At 45.1% G+C, this 24,090-nt stretch carries 5 protein-coding genes; all 5 read left to right on the top strand.

Features of this window, described 5'->3' with window-relative positions; genetic code table 11:
• The first annotated feature begins 11 nt into the window (after positions 1-11).
• The 5 genes from HGH90_RS15110 to HGH90_RS15130 are packed head-to-tail and all read left to right on the top strand — an operon-like array spanning position 12 to position 24,085.
• Complete coding sequence (locus HGH90_RS15110) at positions 12-6,239, top strand: non-ribosomal peptide synthetase (protein ID WP_169191460.1); 6,228 nt, start codon at positions 12-14, stop codon at positions 6,237-6,239.
• Positions 6,240-6,256: 17 nt separating this feature from the next.
• Entirely contained in the window at positions 6,257-11,506 is a 5,250-nt protein-coding gene (locus HGH90_RS15115) for a non-ribosomal peptide synthetase (RefSeq protein ID WP_169191461.1), read from the top strand.
• Positions 11,507-11,528: 22 nt separating this feature from the next.
• Entirely contained in the window at positions 11,529-13,136 is a 1,608-nt protein-coding gene (locus HGH90_RS15120; RefSeq protein ID WP_169191462.1) for an MBL fold metallo-hydrolase, read from the top strand.
• Positions 13,137-13,187: 51 nt separating this feature from the next.
• Positions 13,188-22,241 (top strand): non-ribosomal peptide synthetase, encoded by a 9,054-nt coding sequence (locus HGH90_RS15125; RefSeq protein WP_169191463.1) that lies wholly within the window; start codon positions 13,188-13,190, stop codon positions 22,239-22,241.
• Positions 22,238-24,085 carry a non-ribosomal peptide synthetase gene (locus tag HGH90_RS15130; protein ID WP_169191464.1) on the top strand — a complete coding sequence of 616 codons (1,848 nt, stop codon included), beginning with the start codon at positions 22,238-22,240 and terminating at the stop codon, positions 24,083-24,085. The genes HGH90_RS15125 and HGH90_RS15130 overlap by 4 nt, the downstream gene beginning before the upstream one ends.
• Positions 24,086-24,090: the final 5 nt, after the last annotated feature.

Consider the following 24,090-nt stretch of genomic DNA (forward strand, 5'->3'; position numbering starts at 1 on the left):
GCTTCAATTATATGAAATCTATCCAGGAATTATTGCAAACCGCTTTTAATAAATATGCCGGCTATACCGCTATCAGGTATAAAGGGCAGCATATCACTTACGCTGGTATTGAGCAGCTGGCGGGTAAGTATGCGCATCTTCTTGATAGAGAATCAGTGGCAGCCGGAAGCTTTATAGGGGTATATACAAAGGATAAGTTAAGTTTCATAGCCGCCGTTATTGGTATTCTGAGCCGGAGATGCGTTTTTGTGCCCATAGATCCCCTTTTGCCAGCAGGCCGGATCGCAGAGTTAACAGGAATGATAGATTTTACTGGCATTTTTACAGATGACAAGGCACTATTTACGCACTTTTGCGGTCCACAGAGGTTATTCGACGAAGCTGACGTTGCTGCCGGGACATATTTTACCGGCAGTATTTTTACCGGTAATTATCAGCCACAGGATCCAATTTATACCTTTTTTACTTCTGGCACCAATGGTTTGCCCAAGGCCGTGCTGGGTAAAAATGAAAGCTTGTCTCATTTTGTTACCTGGGAAGCAAGTACCTTTGATGTGAACGAAACATCCTGTGTGAGCCAGTTCTCGGCGATGGGATTTGATGCGGTATTACGCGATATTTTTCTTCCGCTTGTTGTTGGCGCTACGTTATGCATTCCGCCGGCGAGAGAAATCATTTTTGACCAGGAAATACTGATAGGCTGGTTGGAGGAAAATAATATCACGCATATGCATTGTGTACCGGGCATATTCCGGTTGTTGAAAGAGGGGGCCCTAACTGCATTGAGCTTGCCTCATCTCCGTTATATTATTATGGCCGGCGAAGAGCTTCGGCCCAGCGAACTTAAGTTGTGGTTCGCATTATTGGGGGCCCGCATCGGATTGGTGAATCTGTATGGCGCTACAGAGGTTACCATGGCCAAAACATGGTATCTGATTTCTCCTGAAGATGTTAATATGGCCAGAATTCCCGTAGGCAGGGCAATGAGTAATACGCAGGTATTTGTAATGGATAAAGATCTGCAGATTTGCGATGAGCAGGTGACGGGGGATATCTATATCAGAACGCCTTACCGTACTTTAGGTTATTATCGTGATGAAGAACAGAACAAATTAAAGTTTATCCCCAATTCTTATAATGATGATCCGGATGATATGTTGTACAATACCGGGGACCTGGGTTATATGCTCCCGGATGGCAATCTCGTTTTTTTAGGTAGAAAGGATGATCAGGTAAAGATTCGGGGTAATAGGGTGGCGCCCGGAGAAGTAGAAAATTATCTGTTGCGGCACCCCGACGTCAATAATTGCGTGGTGATTGTAAGAGATCATGTGGGGGAAAAGGAGTTATGTTGTTATTATGTAGGTGGCCAACTAACGCCACAGGAGTTAAGGCGCTACGCGAGGGAGGGGTTGCCGGATTATATGGTACCAGTTTTCTTTGTTAAGCTGCTGCAGCTCCCCTTAACTGTTAACGGAAAAATAGACAAGGCGGCATTGCCGGAACCGGCTTTTACGGCCGAGGAATATATTCCGCCACACAACCACACAGAAGCAACGCTGGTAGCGTTGTGGAGTAAGCTACTACATATACCTGCCGAATTAATAAGTGTAAATACATCCTTTTTTGATACCGGAGGAAATTCCATTAGACTGATGTCATTACTATCAGAGATCCATAAAGTATTTAATACCCGGATTTCTCTCCAGGAGATTTTTAATCAGTCTACTATAGAAAAAATAGCTGCACTTATACAGTCCGGTTGGAGCCAGGCTTTCGCTGGTATTACCCCCGTACAAGAGAAAGAATATTATCGGGTGTCATCTGCCCAGCACCGCGTCTATTTTATCTGTCAGCTGGACCCATTGCAAACAGCCTACAATATGCCGGGACGTATTGAACTGAATCCTTCGCTCGATCGGCAAACAATTGAAAGTGCCATTCAACAACTATTTGACAGACATGAAAGCTTTCGCACATCATTTCATATGATAAATGAAGCGTGTATGCAGCGGGTGGCGCCTGAGGTGAATTTTATACTGGAAGAAACCGGTGGTGACCCGGTAACGGACTTTGTAAAACCATTTAATTTGGCCGAAGCGCCTTTATTCCGGGCACACCTTGTAAGAAGGGCCGGTAGCTTGCATTTGTTGTATGATATGCATCATATTATCTGCGACGGTACTTCCGAACAGATGCTGGAAAAAGAGTTGTCAGCCCTGCTTAATGGAAGGAAGTTGCCGCCGGTTTCACTCCAATACAAGGATTTTGCGGAATGGGAGCAGACCGAACCGGTACGGAAGGAAATAGAAAAACAGGGGCTATACTGGAAAACAGCGCTGGGAGGAAATTTGCCTCTGCTCCAATTACCGGTAAACTACGCCCGCGGTAGTGCCAACCAGGCAGAAGATATTGTATTGTTTTCTCTGGAGGAAACTGAACTGTTGGGACTCAGGCGGCTGTGCTTCGCCTACGGCCTTACGCCGGCCATGGTCCTGCATGGTGCATTCCATATTGTACTGGCTAAGGTCTGCGGACAGGAAGATATTATCACCGGCATGTTGTCGGAAGGAAGAATGCACGCAGACACACATACGATTATCGGGATGTTTGTAAATTTTCTTCCCATCCTCAGCCATCCTGCGTCGACAGTGCCGGTAGCGGATTTTTTTACCGGCATGAAAAATAGCATGCTTGCTGCACAGGCTAATAGCTTATATCCCTTTGATGAACTAGTGGCAGCGTTGGCCATAAAGTGGCATGATACCCGTAATCCGGTATTTGACGTAGTGTTTAATTTCCTGAGCAGTTTTACAGAAGCAGAACCGCATCAGGATCAGGAAGATATATTTTTAAACCAGGCATTGAAGAGAGGAGCTAAAGTAGATCTGCTTTTAACCTGTAAGGAAATCGGTAAAAAGATTTTTTTCGGGTTGAGTTATAACAGCAATTTATTTGAACGCGCCACTATTGAAAGGATCCGCCGGTTCTTTATACAGGTGCTTTCATCAGTGGAAGATAATTGGAATCAGACTATCGGCGATCTTGACATGTTTAGTCCCGATGAGAAGGTCCGCGCGGTATCAAAGCTGTCGCAATCATTAAAACAGCCCTTGAAATTCAATACTGTCCAGGAGCTTTGCCGGTACAGCTTTATCCATTACCGTGAGCATGTTGCCATTGAATGGGGAGATCAGTCCTGCAGTTATGCCGCCCTTGAGGGGCGGTCTGCCGCTATTGCCCGCAAATTGGCCGGTATGAAATTGCCGGATAAGCGTTTTATTGGAATATTTACAGACGACAGGATTGGGTTCGTCAGCGCCATCATTGGGATACTAGCAGCGGGACATATTTTTGTACCGATCGACAAAAAGCTGCCACCAGAAAGGATCAAGGCATTGTTGCAAGAAATTCCGCTGGCGGCCCTGATTGCGGACAATGCGACACAGATCCCTGGATTTATAGGGGATACACCTGTGATAACGTGGCCGGAAGACCCAGGATTATCTCCGCTGTTTCCACTTTCAATGGCATATTCCCCTGACGATGCGGTATATGTCTTCTTTACCTCCGGTTCTACAGGAAAGCCGAAGGCCATTATCGGCAGGAATGAGAGTCTTTGTCACTTTGTGGAATGGGAAGCTGCCCGGTTCCGCCTGGATGCTTCTTGCAGGGTAAGTCAGTTGACAGCCCCCGGCTTCGATGCCATACTTCGTGATATTTTCGTGCCTATTTTGACAGGAGGCACCATTTGTATCCCACCAGACAGGGATTTGCTCTTTGATCCGGGACTACTGGCGCTATGGATACAACAAAAGCAGATAACATTATTACACTGTGTACCGAGTATATTCCGGATGCTGAAACAACAAACGTTGTTCCGCGAAGGGTTTACCACCCTGAAACACATTCTCCTTTCGGGAGAAGAGATAAAACCTAATGAGCTGAAGACATGGTATGAAAATTCGGAAGCAAAGGTCGACCTGGTCAATTTGTATGGCCCTACAGAAACAACAATGATAAAAACCTGCTATTTTATCCGTGAGTGCGATGGCAACAGCAACCGGGTTGCTATAGGGAGTGCGATCGAAGGTAGCCAGGTGGTTATACTGGATGAACAACAACGGCTGCTTCCGCCCCTTGTACCAGGGGATATATATATCCGGACACCGTATCGGACCCTGGGATACTTCAGGCAAGGAAGCCCGGATAAACATACCTTCCTGCCTAATCCATTTAATAGGAGAGATCCGGATGATCTGCTCTATAAAACCGGGGATATTGGCCGGTTGCTGGCTAATGGGGAGTTAGGATACCTGGGAAGGAAAGATAACCAGGTAAAGATAAGAGGTAACCGGGTGGCGCCGGGCGAAATAGAAAATCTGTTGACCGGCTTTCCAGGTATCTCCCAGGCCGCTGTTTTACCCGTAACAGATGAGAAAGGAGATATTGAGTTGGCCGGATACTATATGGCAAATAAACAGCTATCTGTCGCTGCCTTAAAAGATTACCTTAGTAATGTTTTGCCGGAATATATGGTACCGGCCAGCCTGGCGCAGCTCTCCGACTGGCCTTTACTGCCAAATGGTAAGCTGGATCACAAAGCGTTGCCTGTACTGGAAAAAAGCGGTGACCTGTATGTGCCACCCCGGAATGCAGAAGAGTATAAAGTACAGGAAATATGGTCGAAAATATTATCATTCGGTGATTCGCCCATTAGTATCCACACAAAATTTTTTGATGCGGGTGGAAACTCACTGAAGCTAATGGCGCTCATATCCGGGATTCATCGTGAGTTTGATGTAAGATTATCCCTGGGAGAGATTTTTAAAAGCCCCACTATCGCCGGTATCAGCGCCGGTATCAGAAAGGCCCGCCCATCTTCTTTTCTGCCTCTTAAACAGCGGGAGAAGCAGGCCTATTACCCGTTAACACCGTCTCAGCAACGGTTATATTTTCTACAGCATCTTCATCCCGGAAGCAGGGCCTATACCATGTACATGAAGCTGGACGTAACAGGGTTGCCTCTGGAAAGAATCCATAGTACATTGAATAAGCTGGTAGCAAGGCATGAAAGCCTGCGTACATCTTTCCGGTTATTTAATGAACAACCCGTTCAAATTGTGCATGACCACCTGGAGCTGGATGTAACGGAAATGAAAGAATGGCAGCTCGAGGAAGCATTTATGCAACCTTTTGACCTGTCTGTTGCCCCGCTGCTGATGGCTGCTATTGTTGCGGACAAAGAGAGAAAGAACCTGTTTATTAAAATCCACCATATTATCAATGACGCCGTCACAGAACGGATTTTATCTGAAGAGTTCAACGCATTGTTACTCGACCAGGTGTTACCGCCGCTAAAGATTCAATACCGGGACTATGAACGCTGGAAGAGTAGCGTCAGGCATCGAAATGACGTTGATATGCAGGCAAAGTTCTGGAGAGAGGAATTGGCTGGGAAACTGCCGGATATTATTCTTCCCTATGACCTTCCGCCCGTGGAGGATGAAGCAGAATATCCGGGAAGTGTAACCTACTTCAGCCTTCCGCCGGCACTCTACGAACAGGTGCTTCTTTTGCTGAAAGCGCATGACCTCACCTTGTTCATGTATTTTTTTACGGTGTATAATGTATTGCTCTTTCGTTATAGCCGTAGCCAGGAACTGTTAACTGCCTTTCCGGCAACAGGGCGGAATAATCCTGATCTTGAAGGAGTGGCGGGATTTTTTGTAAATATGTTACTAGTAAGATCTTATCCTGGACCAACACAAAGCTTCTTTCGCTATGTTTCTTTTATGAAGGAAAAGATTGGAGCAATACTGGAAAACAGTGATTACGAATTTGACCGGCTGATGAAGGACCTGCAACACAGCGGTACAGGCAGCCGGCCATTGGTGAAGACGGTATTTACAATGCAGCATGCACATCGGTTGTACCGGTTTGAAGAAGGGGAAGATAACGCCGTGTCAGCATATGCATTTATGAATAGTAGAGAAACAAAATTTGAGTTATGCCTCGATGCCATTGAACATATCAATACTACCCGGTTCAGGATATCTTATGCACATAACCTGTTTCATGCACATACTATTGACAAGATAAAAATCCATCTGCTGGAAATTATCCAGCAAACAGTTGCCAACTTTCACGTTAGTCTCGAAGGTATCCATTTGTCGGTAGATAAAAAGAAAGCGAGGCACAATACAATGCATATGGGTAACGAGGAATTTGATCTTTAGCCGCTTAATTTACTGCTATGCTGCCTGGAGAAGCATTAACATTTACAGACAATATCGTCTACGAAGACAAACAGTACTGGGAAAACAAATTGGAGGGACTGTCAGCATACGCTGTACTGCCCTCTGATAGCGATTCGCAGCTTACGCCGGAATATGAAACCACTATAACATCCCTGGGTAGTGTGTTGACTGCAGGGTTATTAAAGGCCGCGGCGAACAGCCAGGAGCAGTTATTCGTATTGTTGTTGGCCGGTATTCAATTGTTGTTGAAGAAATATACGGATCAATCGGAATTATTGTTAGGGACACCCATTTTCAAACAGGATGATCCCGAAGGGCTTATTAATTACTGCCTTTTGCTGAGAAATGAAGTAAATGATAAGGATACTTTCAGGGAATTGGCTTCACGGACAAAGCGTATTGTTATTGAAGCGGGGCAACATCAGAACTATCCGTACCGGCAGTTGCTGGAAACGAAGGGGTTCCCGCAAATAGTTGATACAATAGTATTGTTTACCGGGCTACAGGACGAAACATACCTGGAGAATGTTCCGTATCATTTACTTTTTAGCTTTTCCCTGAAGGATAACATCCTTGAGCTGAAGGTCTGTTATAATAAACATAGATTCCTGCAGGAATCGGTAGCGGGATTTATGGCTGTGTTTATGGAGAGCATGCGGGCCGCCCTGGACCAGCCTGGGGGGGCGGTTACGGGTCTGGTTTCCATGACAGCAACGGAAAGCCGCCGGCTTATTTACGATCTTAACAATTGGGTGCAGGCGTTGCCGGAAAATAGGCTGTGGGCAAGATTGCAGCAACATGCGGGAAGTGATAGCATTGCCCTGGTGACTGATGACCAGAAATGGAATTACACCGGGATATACCGCCGGGCAAACCGGTTGGCACAATACCTGGACCACCAGGGTATAGGGCCGGGTAGCGTGGTGGCTATTATATTACCACCGTCATCGGATCTGATTGTCAGTATACTGGCGGTTTTACAGGTAGGGGCTTGTTTTCTGCCTATTGATCCGGCGATTCCCGGGAAACGCAAAGCATTTATGCTATCGGATAGCAGGACAGCGGTGATCCTTTCTAATGCAAGCCTGGCCGCCAATAATGAAATGACAAATGTCGAAGCAGCCTTGCTGGCGGATGTAACGGCGCTTTACGAATACGGGGAAGATGTAGTAAAGGAGTATACAGAAGCTGCGGAGGATGCTCCCGCCTACATCATTTATACCTCCGGTTCTACCGGTTACCCAAAGGGCGTAGTAGTTAGCAGGCATAATATAAATAATTACCTGTCATGGGCAGCTGATCAATATATATCGGGACAGCGGCTGATATTTCCATTGTTTACCTCCATTTCCTTTGATCTTACTATCACCAGTATTTTTCTGCCGCTCTTAACAGGTGGAAGCCTGCTTATTTATGTACAGGAAGAACATGAGGTCGTGTTGAGCAGGATAATAAAGGAGAACAAGGTTGACATTATTAAACTGACTCCCTCTCATCTCAGCATCATCAAGGCGCATGGTTACTGGCCGGCCCGGTTAAAATGTGTGATAGTGGGAGGGGAATTCTTTGACAGGGGACTCGCCCGGGAAATAGATGAGCTGTCGGGTGGAAACGTTGCAATATATAATGAGTACGGGCCTACGGAAGCTACCGTTGGATGTGCTATTTACCGGTACGATCCTACCGTAACGAAAGGAAGAAGTGTGCTGATAGGCCGGCCGGCGCCTAACTGCCGGCTGTATATCCTCGACAAACAGCTGCAGCCGGTACCTGTAGGCGTTGCGGGTGAAATATATATCGGAGGAAGCCAGGTGGCCACAGGGTATATTTCCTCCGAAGAGAAAACCAGGGAGAAATTTATTGCAGATCCGTTTATAGCAGGCGCCAGAATGTATAGAACGGGAGACAATGCACGGATGTATGCAGATGGTAATATGGAATATCTCGGCCGGATAGATGAACAGGTGAAGATTAGCGGATATCGCATTGAGCCTGGAGAAATTGAAGCACAGCTGACACAGTATCCGGGAATAATGCAGGCAAGGATCATCGTTGATAAGACCCATCCTGGCGCCGGCATTCTCCGCGCTTATTATACTGGTGACAATACAATTAGTGAAGTTGCCCTCAGGAATTTCCTGTCAATGGCATTACCGGCCTATATGATCCCGGCAAGCTTTACGTGGCTGGATAGATTTCCATTGACGAGGAACGGGAAATTGGATTATAATGCGCTACCATCGGTCGATTACAAGCAAAGTGAAGCACCGGGTATTGCCGTAAGTGAAAAGGAGAAAATTATAACAACCGCTATGTCCGAAGTGCTGGGTATGGGCATAATAGGGGTGAATGAAAACTTTTTCAGGAAAGGGGGGGATTCAATAAAAACTATTCAGCTTTCGGCTAAATTGTCAAAAGCAGGTTTCAAAGTAAGTGTTAAAGACATCTACTACCATCCGGTTCCTGCTGACCTGGCATTGTTGCTACAGCCAGTGGAAAGGTATGCCGGGCAGGGAAGAATAGAGGGGGAAGCCTCGCTGAATGCCGTGCAGCATTGGTTCTTTGCAAATTATACTGTACAACATCATTATAATCAATCGCTGTTGTTACATATCCGGGATGGAGTTGATGAACAGGCTTTGGAAGCGGTATTTGATGGTATATTGACACATCACGATGCGTTACGAATGGTGGTAAAATATAAGTCAGGCCAGCCTTTTTTATATCAGCCTGCATTTATAAGTAATGCCATACCCGGAAGAAGTGATTTACGGGGAACTGCCCATGCTGTTCAACAAATGGAGAAGCAAGCGATGGATTTGCAGACAGGATTCAGTCTTACAGATGGTCCGCTAATAAAAATGCACCTTTTTAAAATGGATGATGGCGACCGCCTGCTGATAGTGGTCCATCACCTGTTAATAGACGGTATTTCCTGGCGCATCCTGCTTGAAGACTTAGAGGGTGGCTACATGCAGGCGATTAAAGGGGAAAGGATAAGTTTTCCACCTAAAACAAGTGCTTTCCTTGTATGGAATAATGCGCTGCCGGGGTATGCCACAGGCAACAACATGGAAAAAGAACTGCAATACTGGCGACAACTGGACTTCAGTAAGCTTTTAACCATTGAGCCAGATGTTATGTTATCTCCGGAGCCTTTGAACAAATGCCTATCGGATTTTTCTCTCAGCAGTCTGAATACCCGCCAGTTATTGACAACAGTTAATGAGGTATATAATACAGAAATTAATGACCTGCTTTTATCTGCGCTGGCTATTTCTTTGGGGCAATTATTTGGGAGTGGTCATTTCGCTATTGCCATGGAAGGACATGGCAGAGAAAACATACTTCCGGATATCAATATCAGCCGTACGATAGGATGGTTTACCAGTATCTATCCTATCATACTGAATACGCAGAATGTGGGCAATGTCGGCAGTATGATACGGGAGGTAAAAGAACAATTGAGGCGTATTCCCACGAAAGGAGCTGGCTATGGCTTGCTGAAATATATGCGGAGTAAGGATAACAACCATGCTGTTTTTCAACTTCGTCCTCAGATAAGTTTTAATTACCTCGGAGGTTTTGATGATGTTGTACAAAACGGCCCGTTTGAACCGGCCATGGAAAACAAAGGCGATAACAGTAGTATCGCCAATCCCATGATTCATGATATTGAAATACAGGGGATATGCATAAAAGGCCGGCTTTCTTTTACCATTACCAGTAACGGAAGCAGGTTTAGCAGGCAAACAACCGAAAATATAGCATTATCCTATAAACAGGCACTCCTGGATGTCATCCGGCATTGCATGGAAAAGACAACTCCGGAAAGAACCATCAGTGACTTTACGTATAAAAAACTTACTGATGAGCAGCTTTCCCTGCTATCTGCAAAGTTTGCATTCCGTGATATTTACCCGCTTACGCCGATGCAAAAAGCATTGTTCTTTCATGCATTGTCAAATCCTGGTTCATTTGCTTATAATACACAGTTTTCATTTCTTATTGAAGGAAACTTTCAACCCGCCATATTACAAAAGTGCTTTTCACTAATCTTGAAAAGATATGAGAACCTGCGGGCCAATTTTACCATAAATGGGCTGTCTGTACCACTGCAATTGATTGGAGAAGAAAAGAAGATGGCGTTCGAGGAAAAAGATATTTCCGGAATAACGGATACAGCGACATACATAGCTGATTTTAAAACGGCGATGATCAAAAAGCCCTATGACTTTGAGCGGGAATTGCTGATGCGCGTATTTGTTTTAAAAACAGGACCTGCGCAGTATGAAGTGATATGGTATTATCACCACTTGTTGCTGGATGGCTGGTGTCTGAATATATTATTCCGGGAGGTGCTTGTCATTTATTATTTGCTTATCACGGAACAGTCGCCGGAACTTCCTGCGCCTCCGTCGTATCGCGATTATATGTTATGGATGCAGGAAAAGGATTTTAGTGAATCGGCGGCATACTGGAGAAATTATATAAAGGGATATACCGCTTCAGGAGCGTTATTAAAAAAGAAATTGCCGACGACTACTGCAGGCAATCATTCGGACCGGTCTGTTATCAGCCGCTTTGATGGTGCTGTGGTTGCGCAACTGATGAATATCGCGAAGGAGGAACATTGTACGCTGTATACACTTATACAGGTTGCCTGGAGCCTGTTGGTATCAAGGTGGCGGAATCAGAACGATGTTATGTTTGGGCAGGTAGTGTCCGGTAGACCGGATATTGCCGGCGTAGGGGATATGGTGGGACTTTTTATAAATACAATTCCCAAGAGAGTCATAATAAACGAGTCGCTTACACTCAGCGCCTTCATCAACCAGGTCCTGAAAGATGATATGACGTCGTTGGAACATCATACTTTTCCCCTTGGAGATATTCGTTCCGCCGGAAATGCACTGTTTGACCATGTAATTGTTTTTGAAAACCAGTACCAGTTAATGGAGATACAAGCGGAAATGGCGGCATTGGATTTTAAAATTACCCGTGCGGAAAGTTATGACCCGAATGAGTACGACCTTTCTGCATTTATATCATTAAAGAATGAAGAATTGGTTGTTGAAATCCGGTATAATGAATCGGTGTATCTGACCAAAGACATAGAAGATCTGCAACACGATCTGCGACGGATCATTACTTTACTTATAGCTGATACCAATTGCCGGGTTGCCGGAGTTTTTATAGCGCTTGCCGCTGAAGCATTGGTATTGCCCGATATATCTATTACCTGATATCTGCAAAAAGATATTATATATGGAGGTTTTTCTGAAGCCTAATACCGTAATTGAACCCTTGTTTGATCAATGGTATGCATGGCCACATCTGATTTCACCAGCTACTTCAGCCATGAACGTGACCGGCAGACACCTGAAGATTATGCAGTCGTTTTTAAAAGCTCCCGAATTGCATGCTACAGCGGTAAGAAATCCTAAAATGAAGGGCGGTCCATTTATGGATGTGAAAATGGAGCAGGTGGATGAGGTAAGGCAATTGATGGAAGATACCTATCAGAAAAGAGAATACCAGGTAGCTTTTTCAGCCGCGATCAAGGAACTCGATCAGCTCTTGAAAAGCCATAAAAGTGGCTATAGTATGGAAAGCCTGTATGAACTCGTGCCGGAGATACTGAAAGGATATGTGGAGCTGGTATATGATCTGAATAATCATCCGGCATACCGGTTGTTTGAATCTTTGCTGTATCGCAGCAAGTTATATGATCCACAGGCACAAAGTATTGCCTTGTGGGTAACGAATAATGATGAACGCCCTTTTGTATTGAGTACACCACGCTTAAAAACTGATACCGATACGTTGCATTTCCAGATACCGTTTTCTCACGAGGTGATCGATGAACTGGGGAAGATGAAAAGACAGGCAGCGGCTCCGGAAAAAGTGAAGACGATGTTGGGCGTTTCGCAGGAAGATGAAGCGCTGTTTACTTCTTTTTTCACTACTGATCCGCCACCCGTGTATAAACATTACACCGGGGATAAAATAAGGATAAGATACTTCGGACATGCTTGTATCCTGGTAGAAACAAAAGAAGTAAATCTGCTCATAGATCCACTTATCAGTTATTATGGTTACGATATAGAACGAACCAGGTTCTCAGATGCAGATCTGCCGGATGTAATTGACTATGTGTTGATCACCCATAATCACCAGGACCATATTTTATTTGAGACATTGCTGCCGATCCGTCATAAAATCAGGAACCTGGTGGTGCCCGCCACTACCGCAGGGGCACTGCAGGACCCCAACCTGAAGCTAATGTTTAACTACCTGGGATTTAAAAATGTAATAGAAATTCATGACCTGGAGTCAATTCAATTTGAGGATATTACCATAACGGGCATACCGTTTATTGGAGAACACAGCGACCTTAATATTCAGGCAAAGATGTGTCATCACGTTAGCGCGGGAGAGTTTTCAATGTTGTTTGTTGCAGATGCCTGTAATGTTGAACCCAGGTTATACCAGCATATCCGCGAGTATATAGGTAAAGTGGATGTCGTTTTCCTGGGCATGGAATGTGATGGCGCCCCTTTGTCGTGGTTATACGGTCCTCTCCTGACAACATCCCTGGATATGACTAATGACCAGTCCAGGCGTCTTGCCGGTTCCAATTTTGAAAGAGGGAAGGCATTGATAGAGGCCTTTGATCCCAAAGAAGTATATGTTTATGCCATGGGCATGGAGCCCTGGCTGGAATTCATCAGCAGTATTAAATATACCGCCACATCGATACCCATTATTGAATCTGATAAACTAATTGCACATTGCTGCAGCCAGGGAAAAGTAGCAGAGAGGTTGTTCGGAGAGAAAGAACTTTTCTATGAAAAATCCAGCGTGGTACAGTAAGCATTGCCCCGTTTTTGTTCCATGTTTATAAACGCTATTAACTGTTACAGTATGAAATTTGAAGCGTCCTATCACCAGGAAAGACTGTGGTTTATTGATAAATTTGAAAAAGGTAATATTTATGATAACAGCCCTGTATATCATAATGTACCTATAATATTACACTTGCATGGAGTGGTGGACCAGGAAGCGATGGAAATGGCTATCCGGGAACTGATACAACGGCACGATGCGCTCCGTACCGTTTTTGAACAGACCGATAATTTACCCTATCAGCAGGTAGAGGAGCATATTGCTTTTCAACTTGGCACTTGTTTAACAGATCATGCCGATGAAGAACTGATAACCTATGCGCTATCGCTGGCATTACAGCCTATGACTTTTTTGGGTGAGCCCCTGATCCGGGGTTGGCTGATTACTTCAGCTTCAAAACAGTCGCTACTCGTCATCAGCATCCATCACAGTATCATTGATAAACCCTCTGTACAACTGTTTATTCAGGAGTTGACCGTGTTATATGAAGCCAGGGTCAATCATACCAAGGCTTCTCTGCCGGCTCCTTTACTGCCATATAGTGTCTTCTCAAAGTGGCAGAAGAACCTGGGAGCCTCCGCTATTAATGCCCTATTGTCTTATTGGAAGAGAAAGCTGAATGGAAAACTACAGGCGGTCGAGTTGCCCTTGGATCGTTCCAGGTCCCTGATTCATACTTTTTCTGCCGGCCGGCAGTCATTTCGCCTCGATCCGTCACTGGAGGTAGGAATAAAACGTGCCAGCGAGGCTGCCGGTGTCACCCCCAGGGTGTTTTTCCTGACAGCATTTAAATGGTTATTGAAGAATTATTCTGGGGTAGAAGAAATTGTGCTGGGAACTCCTGCTGTAAACAGGATTCAACCGGAACTGAAAAATACGATCGGACCGATTTCCAATTTACTGGTACTGCGCACTTTTGTGGAAGAGCGGCTAACCTTTGCAGATCTTGCTGCCCGCATTGCTGACACCGAACATGAAGCGCTCCGGTTCCAGAGTATGCCTTTTGACAAACTTGTAAAAGAGCTGGCGCCGCAGATAGATATGGGACGCACAGCGCTGTTTGATATATTATTTGCGTATGAGGAAGAGATGCCGGTGATTTACGAGGCAGGTCCCCTGTGCCTCGAGTATATAGAAACCAATCTTGGATGGGGTAAATATGATCTAAATCTGCTGGTACAAAAAAATGGTGATGCCTATCACGGTATATTGGTATATAACAGTGATTATTTTAATGGTGATACAATCAGTAGGATGATAGGACATTACCTGGAGTTATTGAAAAATGCAGTGAAGGAGCCTGCTACTGAATTAAGCCAGTTATCATTTTTGTCAATAGCAGAACGTGAAAAAATAATGTCGGCTTTCAATACCACCGGCATTGGTTATCAGGAAGATGCTACCATTATAGACCTGTTTAATATACAGGTAGGCAAACATCCGGCAAAGATAGCAATCAGGGATGGCGACACACGGCTGACCTATGCAGAACTGGATACGAAAGCCAACAGGGTAGCTCATGCGCTCCGCAGGCAAGGGATAGGTCCTGAAAGTGTGGTTGCACTGGCCCTCGAACACCATTCGGAAATGATCGTTGCCATTTTGGGAACGCTAAAGGTAGGAGCTGCCTACCTGCCCTTGGATCATCATTATCCGGATATAAGAACGAAATTTATGATAGAAGACAGTGGTTGCCGGATGATTATCAGCACCACGTCATATAATTGTGCGGTAATAGATAAAGCGACTGCTCTCCTTTTAGACCGGGACATCCGCGAAGAGGATACAGGCCGGATAGAAAATACAGCAACCTCCGCAAGTCTGGCCTATATCATTTATACATCTGGAACAACCGGGATGCCCAAAGGAGTAATGATTGAAAACCGGAATGTAGTCAGGTTGTTTTTTAATGATCGAGCGCTGTTTGATTTTAATGAAAATGATGTCTGGAGCCTGTTTCATTCATGTTGCTTTGACTTCTCGGTTTGGGAAATGTATGGAGCCCTGCTGTTTGGCGGAGAACTTGTAATAGTGCCAAAAGCCATAGCCAGGGATACGCCCGGATTTCTCCGGTTACTCCGTGAATACCAGGTCACAGTATTGAATCAAACACCCACCGCTTTTTATAATCTGAGCGAAACTATTCCGGAAGGTGACCAGTCCCTGAAGGTCAGGTATGTGATTTTTGGCGGGGAGGCATTGGCTCCTGCCAAGCTGACGAAATGGAGAAAGAACTACCCGGCAACCCGGCTTGTTAATATGTACGGGATCACCGAAACAACCGTTCATGTAACCTATAAAGAGATAACCGATCAGGAGATCAGTACCGGGAAAAGTAATGTTGGAAAACCTATTCCTACCACTACCGTGTATATCCTGGACAGTCAGTTACAGCTTGTTCCTATAGGCGTAACTGGCGAGATATACGTCGGCGGAAAAGGCGTTGGTCGGGGATATCATGGCAATCCGGAGCTTACTGCCAGCCGGTTTATTGCCAGCCCGTTTTCACCGGGTGAGAAGTTATATCGTTCCGGTGACAGTGGAAGATGGTTGGAGAATGGAGACATAGAGTATTATGGCCGCATTGATCACCAGGTACAGCTACATGGCTTCCGGATCGAACCAGGGGAAATTGAATCCCGGATCGTGGCTTATGAGGGCGTGAAAGACGCGGTAGTTGTTTTATGGAGCCGGGAGGAGCAGCACTCACTTTGTGCCTATTATGTGGCAGACAATGCAGCAGATATACCGGCACTCCGCGCATTCTTGTCGGCCTTCCTGCCGGATTATATGATACCCTCTTATTTTGTTTTGCTGGAGAGTATTCCATTGACAATAAATGGTAAAGTGGATAAAGCCGCGTTGCCCGCACCTGCTATCACGCTCGTTAAGGACCGGGAAACGCCGGGGAATGAACTGGAACGGCAGCTGGTAAAGATATACGAGGAGGTACTCGGTGTGGCAAATATCAGTATTAGTGATAATTTTTTCTTTTTAGGTGGCGATTCGATCAAAACCATACAAGTGTCATCCCGCCTACATAAAGAGGGCTATGAACTCAAGGTACAAGATATTTTCAGGTACCCTGAAATAAAGAATCTCTCTGCCTGCATCCGCAAGAAAGGCGGGGAGGTTAGCCAGCATATCGTGCCCGGCAAAGCTCCTTTGTCGCCTATACAACGCTGGTTTTTTGAATCTGATTCAACAGACAGGCATTATTTTAACCAGGCTGTTGTATTGAAGTTTGCATATTGTGTAGATGAAGATGTTATCGCGGCAGTTTTTACAAAACTGACAGCGCACCATGACGCCTTGCGGATGAGTTTTAAAGCACAGGGAGCAGCAATTATCCAGGAAACACAGAGAGATGGGTTACCATTTTCATTGGATGTATTAGAGCTGTTATCGGTAGCAGAAGATGCGCGGGAGGCTGCAATTACTGCAAAAGTGAATGAAGTGCAGGCAAGCATCGACCTGGAGAATGGCCCGCTGGTAAAACTGGTGTTATGCCATACCAATCATGGTAGCCAGTTGTTTGTCATTATCCATCACCTGGTAGTGGATGGTGTTTCCTGGCGTATCTTACTGGAAGATATGGACGCCCTTTTCCGCCAGCATCAGGAGAACAGAATAATGACACTGCCTGGTAAAACAACTGCTTTTAGTGAATGGGTGGCACAGCTGCAGGAATACGTAACTACCGCGCAGTTCGGAAAAGCCAGGAAATACTGGCATAAAAATCTATCAGACAACGTTCAGGTGCTCCCTTCGGATGTTGAAGGAAGTGCGTCGCTACTGGAAGATGTGGCAGGAACATCTTTTATTTTTCCGGCAGACCTTACAACGCAGTTGTTAACTGTTGCCAATCACCCTTATCGCACCAGTGCACAGGATTTATTACTCACTGCATTTACCATGGCATTGCAGGCCACATTTGGTATATCAGCAATCAATATTGACATGGAGGGACATGGGCGGGAGAGCATCGGTGGAAATATAGATGTAAGTAGGACTGTTGGATGGTTTACTACTATTTACCCGGTAAAGCTGATCTCCTGTGCAGGCAACGTAGGGCAGCAGATCCGGATGAATAAAGAAAGCCTGCGGAGAGTACCAAATGGTGGTATTGATTTCGGGATTTGTAAATATTTTACCGACGACACCCATTGTCTGCAACAAAAAGATCCATCTGTCCGGTTCAACTACCTGGGACAGTTTGACGCAGATACATCTTCCTTATCTTTCGAAGTGAGTAGTGAGGCCGGTATAACAACAAGCCATAAACGAAAATTTCCATATGCATTGGATGTATCGGCGATTGTGACTGGCGGACGCTTGCACGTAAGGGCATCCTTCAGTAGAAAACAATACCTGCAGGGTACTATCGACAGTTTGATGAATGCCTGTGAAGAAGCGCTGAAAGAGGTAGTCAGGCATTGTGTTACGGCTGAAAACCATTTGCGTACACCGGCCGACTTTACATATAGCGAACTAAGTGTCAGCGAGGCGGATACCCTTCAACAGCGGTATGAGGTGCAGGACATGTATCCTTTGTCGCCCATGCAGGAAGGAATGCTATTTCATTCCCTCCTGGATCCCGCTTCTTACCTGGTTCAATTCTCCTACACATTGAAAGGTAATATTGATGTGACAGCCATGCAGACTGCCTTCAGTCAGCTTGTACAACGTTATGATGTATTAAGGACCGTTTTTGTTTATGAGGGAATGGAAAGGCCGTTACAACTGGTGCTGAAGCAATTAAATGGGATTTGTAGTTTTACCGATATAAGAGAAGAAGTACGCCTGCATAAAAGATCGGAAGTTGTAAACCGGTACCGCCTGCAGGAACGCGATAAGCATTTTCGGCTGGACAATGACCTGTTGATCCGCATCCATATTTTACAGGCAGGCAGCGGCGATTATGAATTTATCTGGTGTTATCATCATATATTGATGGACGGATGGTGTACTAATATATTAATCCGTGAGTTTACCAGGCTTTATGAGGCAGCCACCAGTGGTAGTAATGCTATACTTCCCGCCATCACTCCATATGTCAATTATATCAACTGGCTGGAAGAACAGGATGCTCAATTATCAAGAAGCTATTGGGAAAGGTACCTGTTTTCCTACGAAGGGCCTGCTGGTTTTCCGAAATTGAGCACAATAGCACAAACGGACGGCGTACGCCACCGGGATGAAGAGGTGATGGTGCTTGGAATACCTTTGGTAAACCAGATGAAAGCCCTGGCTAATGAAACGGGCGTAACATTGAATACGCTGATGCAAACCGCCTGGGGTATCTTGCTGTCAAGATATAACAATACCAACGATGTAGTTTTCGGCGCCGTGGTATCCGGGAGATCTGCTGAAATAGGAGGGGTGGAGAACATGATTGGTTTATTCATTAATACCATTCCGGTGAGAATCATCCTGGAAGAAGGAGGGACAGTAGCATCCCAGCTCCGGCGGGTACAGGAACGCGCATTGGAAAGCCTACGATATGAATACTATCCGCTCGTAAACATACAGGCTGAACTATTTAATGGCCGGGAGCTTATCAGTCATATTATGGCTTTTGAAAATTTCCCTGTGCTCGACCAGGTGGATGGCCTCCCGGGAATAACTGCTGATACCAGCTACCAGGTGACAGATGTAAAAATTTTCGAGGAAACCAATTATGACCTGACTATCGTTATTGTACCCGGTGAAGAGATCACGATCAAATGCTGGTTTAATCCAGTTACTTACAGCAGGGAACTGGTAGCTGATTTGTTGCAGCAGTTTTCAAGGATTATCATGCAGATGACTGAAGATGCACAGCGGCAACTTAAAAGTATTTGTATGCTGGAAGATGCAGCATTTAATTTGTTGGTTGATGGCTTCAATGATACCGCCAGGGACTACAATCGCCATATTACTATCCATGAATTATTTGAACAGCAGGTACTGGAAACACCTCATGCTACCGCACTTGTTTATGAAGATAAGATATTGACGTATAATGAGTTGAATGTGCGTGCCAACCGATTGGCAAGACAAATGATGGCCGACAGCACAGAAGGAGGTGAACTGGTGGCAATACTAATGAACCGTTCACCGGAGATGATCATTACCCTTTTTGCCATCCTGAAATCCGGTGGTACTTATGTACCTATTGAACCGCATCTCCCGGATGGCCGGATCATTCGCCTGTTGCAGTCGTTAGGTTGCAGGAAACTTGTAATAGACAAGCAGCAATGCCTGAGAATGGCCGGTATCAGGAAAGCGGTCGCGAGTCTGCAACAGGTATATTGTTTTGATCTGCCGGAAGAAAATACTGACTGTATTTCTATCGAAATGGACTGCGGTGATTATCGGGATGATAACCTCAACAGATCTGTAAGTGCAAACGATACAGCGTACGTTATTTTCACCTCAGGATCTTCCGGAATGCCGAAGGGGGTTGTTGTCAGGCACCAGCCGGTGATCAACCTGATAGAATGGGTAAATAATACTTATCATATTAACAGAAATGATAAGGTGTTATTTGTGTCGTCACTGAGTTTCGATCTGTCCGTTTATGATATCTTTGGTTTACTGGCTGCCGGCGGGAGCGTGCAGATAGTACCCAACACCGATATCGGAGAGCCCCAAAAACTACTGCAACAGATATACAGGTATGGAATTACTTACTGGGATTCTGCTCCTGCAGCCCTACAACAACTGACACCATGGCTGGAAGAAGAGCAAATGCAGCATAATGCATTAAGGCTTGTATTTCTCAGCGGTGACTGGATTCCCCTGAATTTGCCCACCGTCATAAAATCAGTCTTTCGCAAAGCGGAGGTAATTGCACTCGGCGGCGCTACTGAAGCTACCGTGTGGTCTAATTCTTATCCGGTACAATCAGTAGATCCGCAATGGAAAAGTATTCCCTATGGTAAGCCGATGCAAAATGCAAAGTATTATATCCTGGATAAGGATTTGCAACCCTGCCCCATAGGCGTACCCGGAGACCTGTTTATCGGCGGGGAGTGTATTGCTGACGGATATCTCAACGAAGTGGCACTGACTGCATTCCGCTTTATAGACAATCCTTTCCGGACAGGTGAAAAAATGTATCGGACAGGGGATACGGCCAGATGGTATGCAGATGGGAATATTGAATTTCTTGGAAGAAAGGATGCGCAGGTAAAAATCCGCGGCCATCGTATTGAACTGGGAGAAATACAGTACCAACTCCGGCAGGTACCCGGTATTAAAGAGGCCCGCGTTTTCGTACAGCAAAACCAGGCAGCAGATAAGTTTCTCTGTGCCTATTTTATTTCAGATCAGCCCATAGAAGCGATAGACCTTAGAACCCGGTTACAGGAAGAATTACCCAGCTATATGGTGCCGGTCCATTTTATACAGATCCCCTCATTTCCCGTTACTGCCAATGGAAAATTAGATATATCAGCATTGCCGAATCCGGTTGAAAGTACTGGAGCACGAGATATTACAGCACCACGTAATCACATAGAACGGCAATTGTTACAGAGCTGGGCGCATGTTTTTAAAAGGCCGGAAGATACGATCAGTATACACGATAATTTCTTTGACCTCGGCGGGCATTCTATTAAAGCTGCGGTATTGGTATCCTATATCAATAAGAAGATGAATACCGATCTGCCACTGCGGGCTGTTTTTTCGGCGCCCACCATTGCAGAACTGGCATTGCATTGTAAATCCCGGAAACCCGGAGGAGGGATCACGCTAAGAAAGGCTGAGAAAAAGGAGTACTACAAAACAACTTCCACTCAGCAGCAGCTTTTCCTGGTACAGAAAATCTACCCGCAATCAACAGCATATAACCTCACCTATACCTGTGACCTGGGGAACGCCATATCGCCGGAGAAATTGGCAACGGTAGTTAATATGCTGGTCAAAAGACATGAAGCATTGAGAACATCTTTCCGGTTACAGAGAAGTAAATTGATACAATTTGTGCTGCCGGAGCTTCAAATAGAAATAGAATATATATTGATACAGGCGGACAGTGACACATCGTTCAGGGAACAATTAAAAGAACAAGTAAAGCGCTTCATACGGCCCTTTTCTTTTGACATGGACAACACTCCCCTGATCAGAATCGGCTATGTTGACGGGTTACGTAAGGTAGCTTTAGTGGATATGCATCATATAATATCTGATCAAATATCGCAACAGATACTGGCAAGGGAACTTACCGGCCTTTTGCAGGGAAATGAATTGCCGTTACAACAGTTTCACTACAAGGATATTGCCGAAGCAAGAAATACAAAACAGTTTCGCCGGCATTTTGAAAAAATGGAAAACTATTGGGTAGGTAAGCTAAACGGTACACTACCGGAAATTAATCTCTCTGATAAACCCCGCCCCGCGGTGAAGTCTTTTGATGGAGCGAGAGTTGATTTCGTGATTGAGGAAGGAGATACACAATGGCTTAAAACCTACGCACATAGTGAAAAAACAACCCTGAATGTCCTGGTTTTAACACTTTTTAATGTTGTAATAGCCACTGTTACCCGGATGGAGGAGGTGGTTATGGGTTTTAATCTATCCGGCAGGAGCAGCCAGGAACTGGAAAATGTGGTAGGTTCATTATTGAATACACTGGTGCTGCATACTTTTCCACTTTCAGACAGGCGTTTCAGTGACTATTTTAAAACAGTAAGCAATACATTTATGGAAGCAGTGGAACACCAGGAGTTTACTTTAGACGATTTACTGCAAGTGCTTAACGTTCCCCGCGATACCTCCCGTAACCCGCTTTTTGAAATCATGTATGATTTTTATGAACCGGAGACGGAAGGCAATAATACTACTATCTCACATATTGCCGGAGTATTGGAAAATAATATTTCAAAATTTGATCTGTGTTTGCAGATTAGTGCCGGCACAAAATTATACGGCTCCTTTTATTATGCCAGCGCTGTCTTGGACGAGAAAACTATTCATCGATATATCAGTATTTTCCGGAGGTGTATCGCTGCAATCCGGGAAAACAGGGATGTACTGTTGAAGGATATGAATGTTTTAGCAACAACTCAAAATATAATGTCATTATGATGAGCATGGAGAATATAAAGAAGGATCAATCGCTGCATTTTTTATTCGAAGAAATGGTATTAAAATATCCGGGAAATACAGCGGTTATTGGCCGGCAGTTTTCAATTTCTTATGCCGGGTTGAATGAAAAAGCAGAAGGGATAAAGAATTACCTGTTATCTGCCGGGTTGCAGAAAGGCGCTCCTGTAGCAGTTATGATGCCATCTTGCCTGGAAGCCGTCGTTGCGCTGTTAGGTATTTTAAAGGCAGGTGGAGCATTTTTACCGATACATCCGGATATCCCGGCCAAACGCTTTCTGTACTTGCTGGAAAATAGCGATTGTAAGTTGCTGCTGTTTAAAAATATGCAGCAGCAGATCCCGGCAGGCATACGTGCAGCAGATATTATGAAGGAGGAGCTTTTTACCGGACAAATACCTGTTCCGGCGCCAGCTATCACCGGATCGGATCTGGCATATATTTTATATACATCGGGATCTACAGGCGATCCAAAGGGCGTGATGATTGAACACCGCAGTATTGTCAACTATATTACGTGGGCGTCCCGTACCTATCTTGAGGGGCAACAGCTTAATTTTCCGCTGTTTACACCGTTGAGCTTCGACCTCACACTTACTTCCGTTTTTACGCCATTAATCAGTGGCAGCGCGATTATTGTTTTTGAGGAAGAACTGAGTAAAATTAACCTGCACAGGATCCTGGAACATGAAAAAGTAGATATCATAAAGCTGACGCCTTCGCACCTGAAAATGATCAGCCGTTTGCAAATTTCGCGTAGTGCTGTGAAAAAGTTCATTGTAGGGGGAGAGGCCCTGGAAACGTCATTGGCGGCGGGTATTGCGGCACAGTTTCCGGAGGTGGAAATCTTTAATGAATATGGTCCAACGGAGACTACCGTTGGGGCTATGGTTTACAAGTATCGTCATGGGATAGACAATAGCACTACCGTGCCGCTTGGAGAAGCAATTGACCACATGCAGGTATTAGTGCTTGATAACCAGTTAATGCCCGTCCCGGAAGGAGAACAGGGTGAAATATATATCAGTGGAGCCGGGTTGGCAAGAGGATATGCCGGCTCCCCTGAATTGACCCGGCACCGGTTTATAGATCATCCGTATGCACCCAATGAACGTCTATATATTACAGGTGATATTGCGACTGTATTACCCGGGAATGTAATAGAATTTGAAGGGCGAAGTGATGACCTGGTAAAAATTAATGGTTATAGAATTGAACCGGCAGAGATCCGTAAAATACTATCCACGGTAGCTGGTGTCGCGGACTGTTATGTGATGGCCAGGAAAACGGCCATGGGAGAGCTGATGCTTTGTGCCTATTATATTTCAGAGAGCGAAATAGCGGTAAAGGAAATGAAGCGCGTACTGGCTGGGTATATTCCGCAATACATGATGCCGGCCCATTTTATCCGAGTTAAGGCATTTCAGCTTACCTCAAATGGGAAGCTGGATAAAAATGCATTACCTGAACCAGGATCGGTAGTATTGGAAGAAATTGTCCGACCGGTGCATGAAATGGAAAAACTGCTGGCCGCTTACTGGAAAGAAGTACTGGGACTGGATGAAGTGGGTGTTTGCAACAGCTTCTTTGATATCGGAGGTAATTCGCTTAAAGTTATTGAGATCTGCCATTTGCTGAAAGCAGATGTTAATGAATCAGAGGAAGATCTCATCCTGCTGTTTTTTAAGTATCCTACTATTCGTTCGTTTGCAGCTTACCTGCGCTCAAAGAAAACATCCGGAGAGGACGAGGTGCAGGCGGAAGACCTTCGGGTACCGCAAAACCGCTTTGCGCAAATGCGGCAAAACGGACAAGATGAAATGTAAATATG

This window comes from Chitinophaga sp. Ak27 (assembly GCF_012726295.1).
GTDB lineage: Bacteria > Bacteroidota > Bacteroidia > Chitinophagales > Chitinophagaceae > Chitinophaga.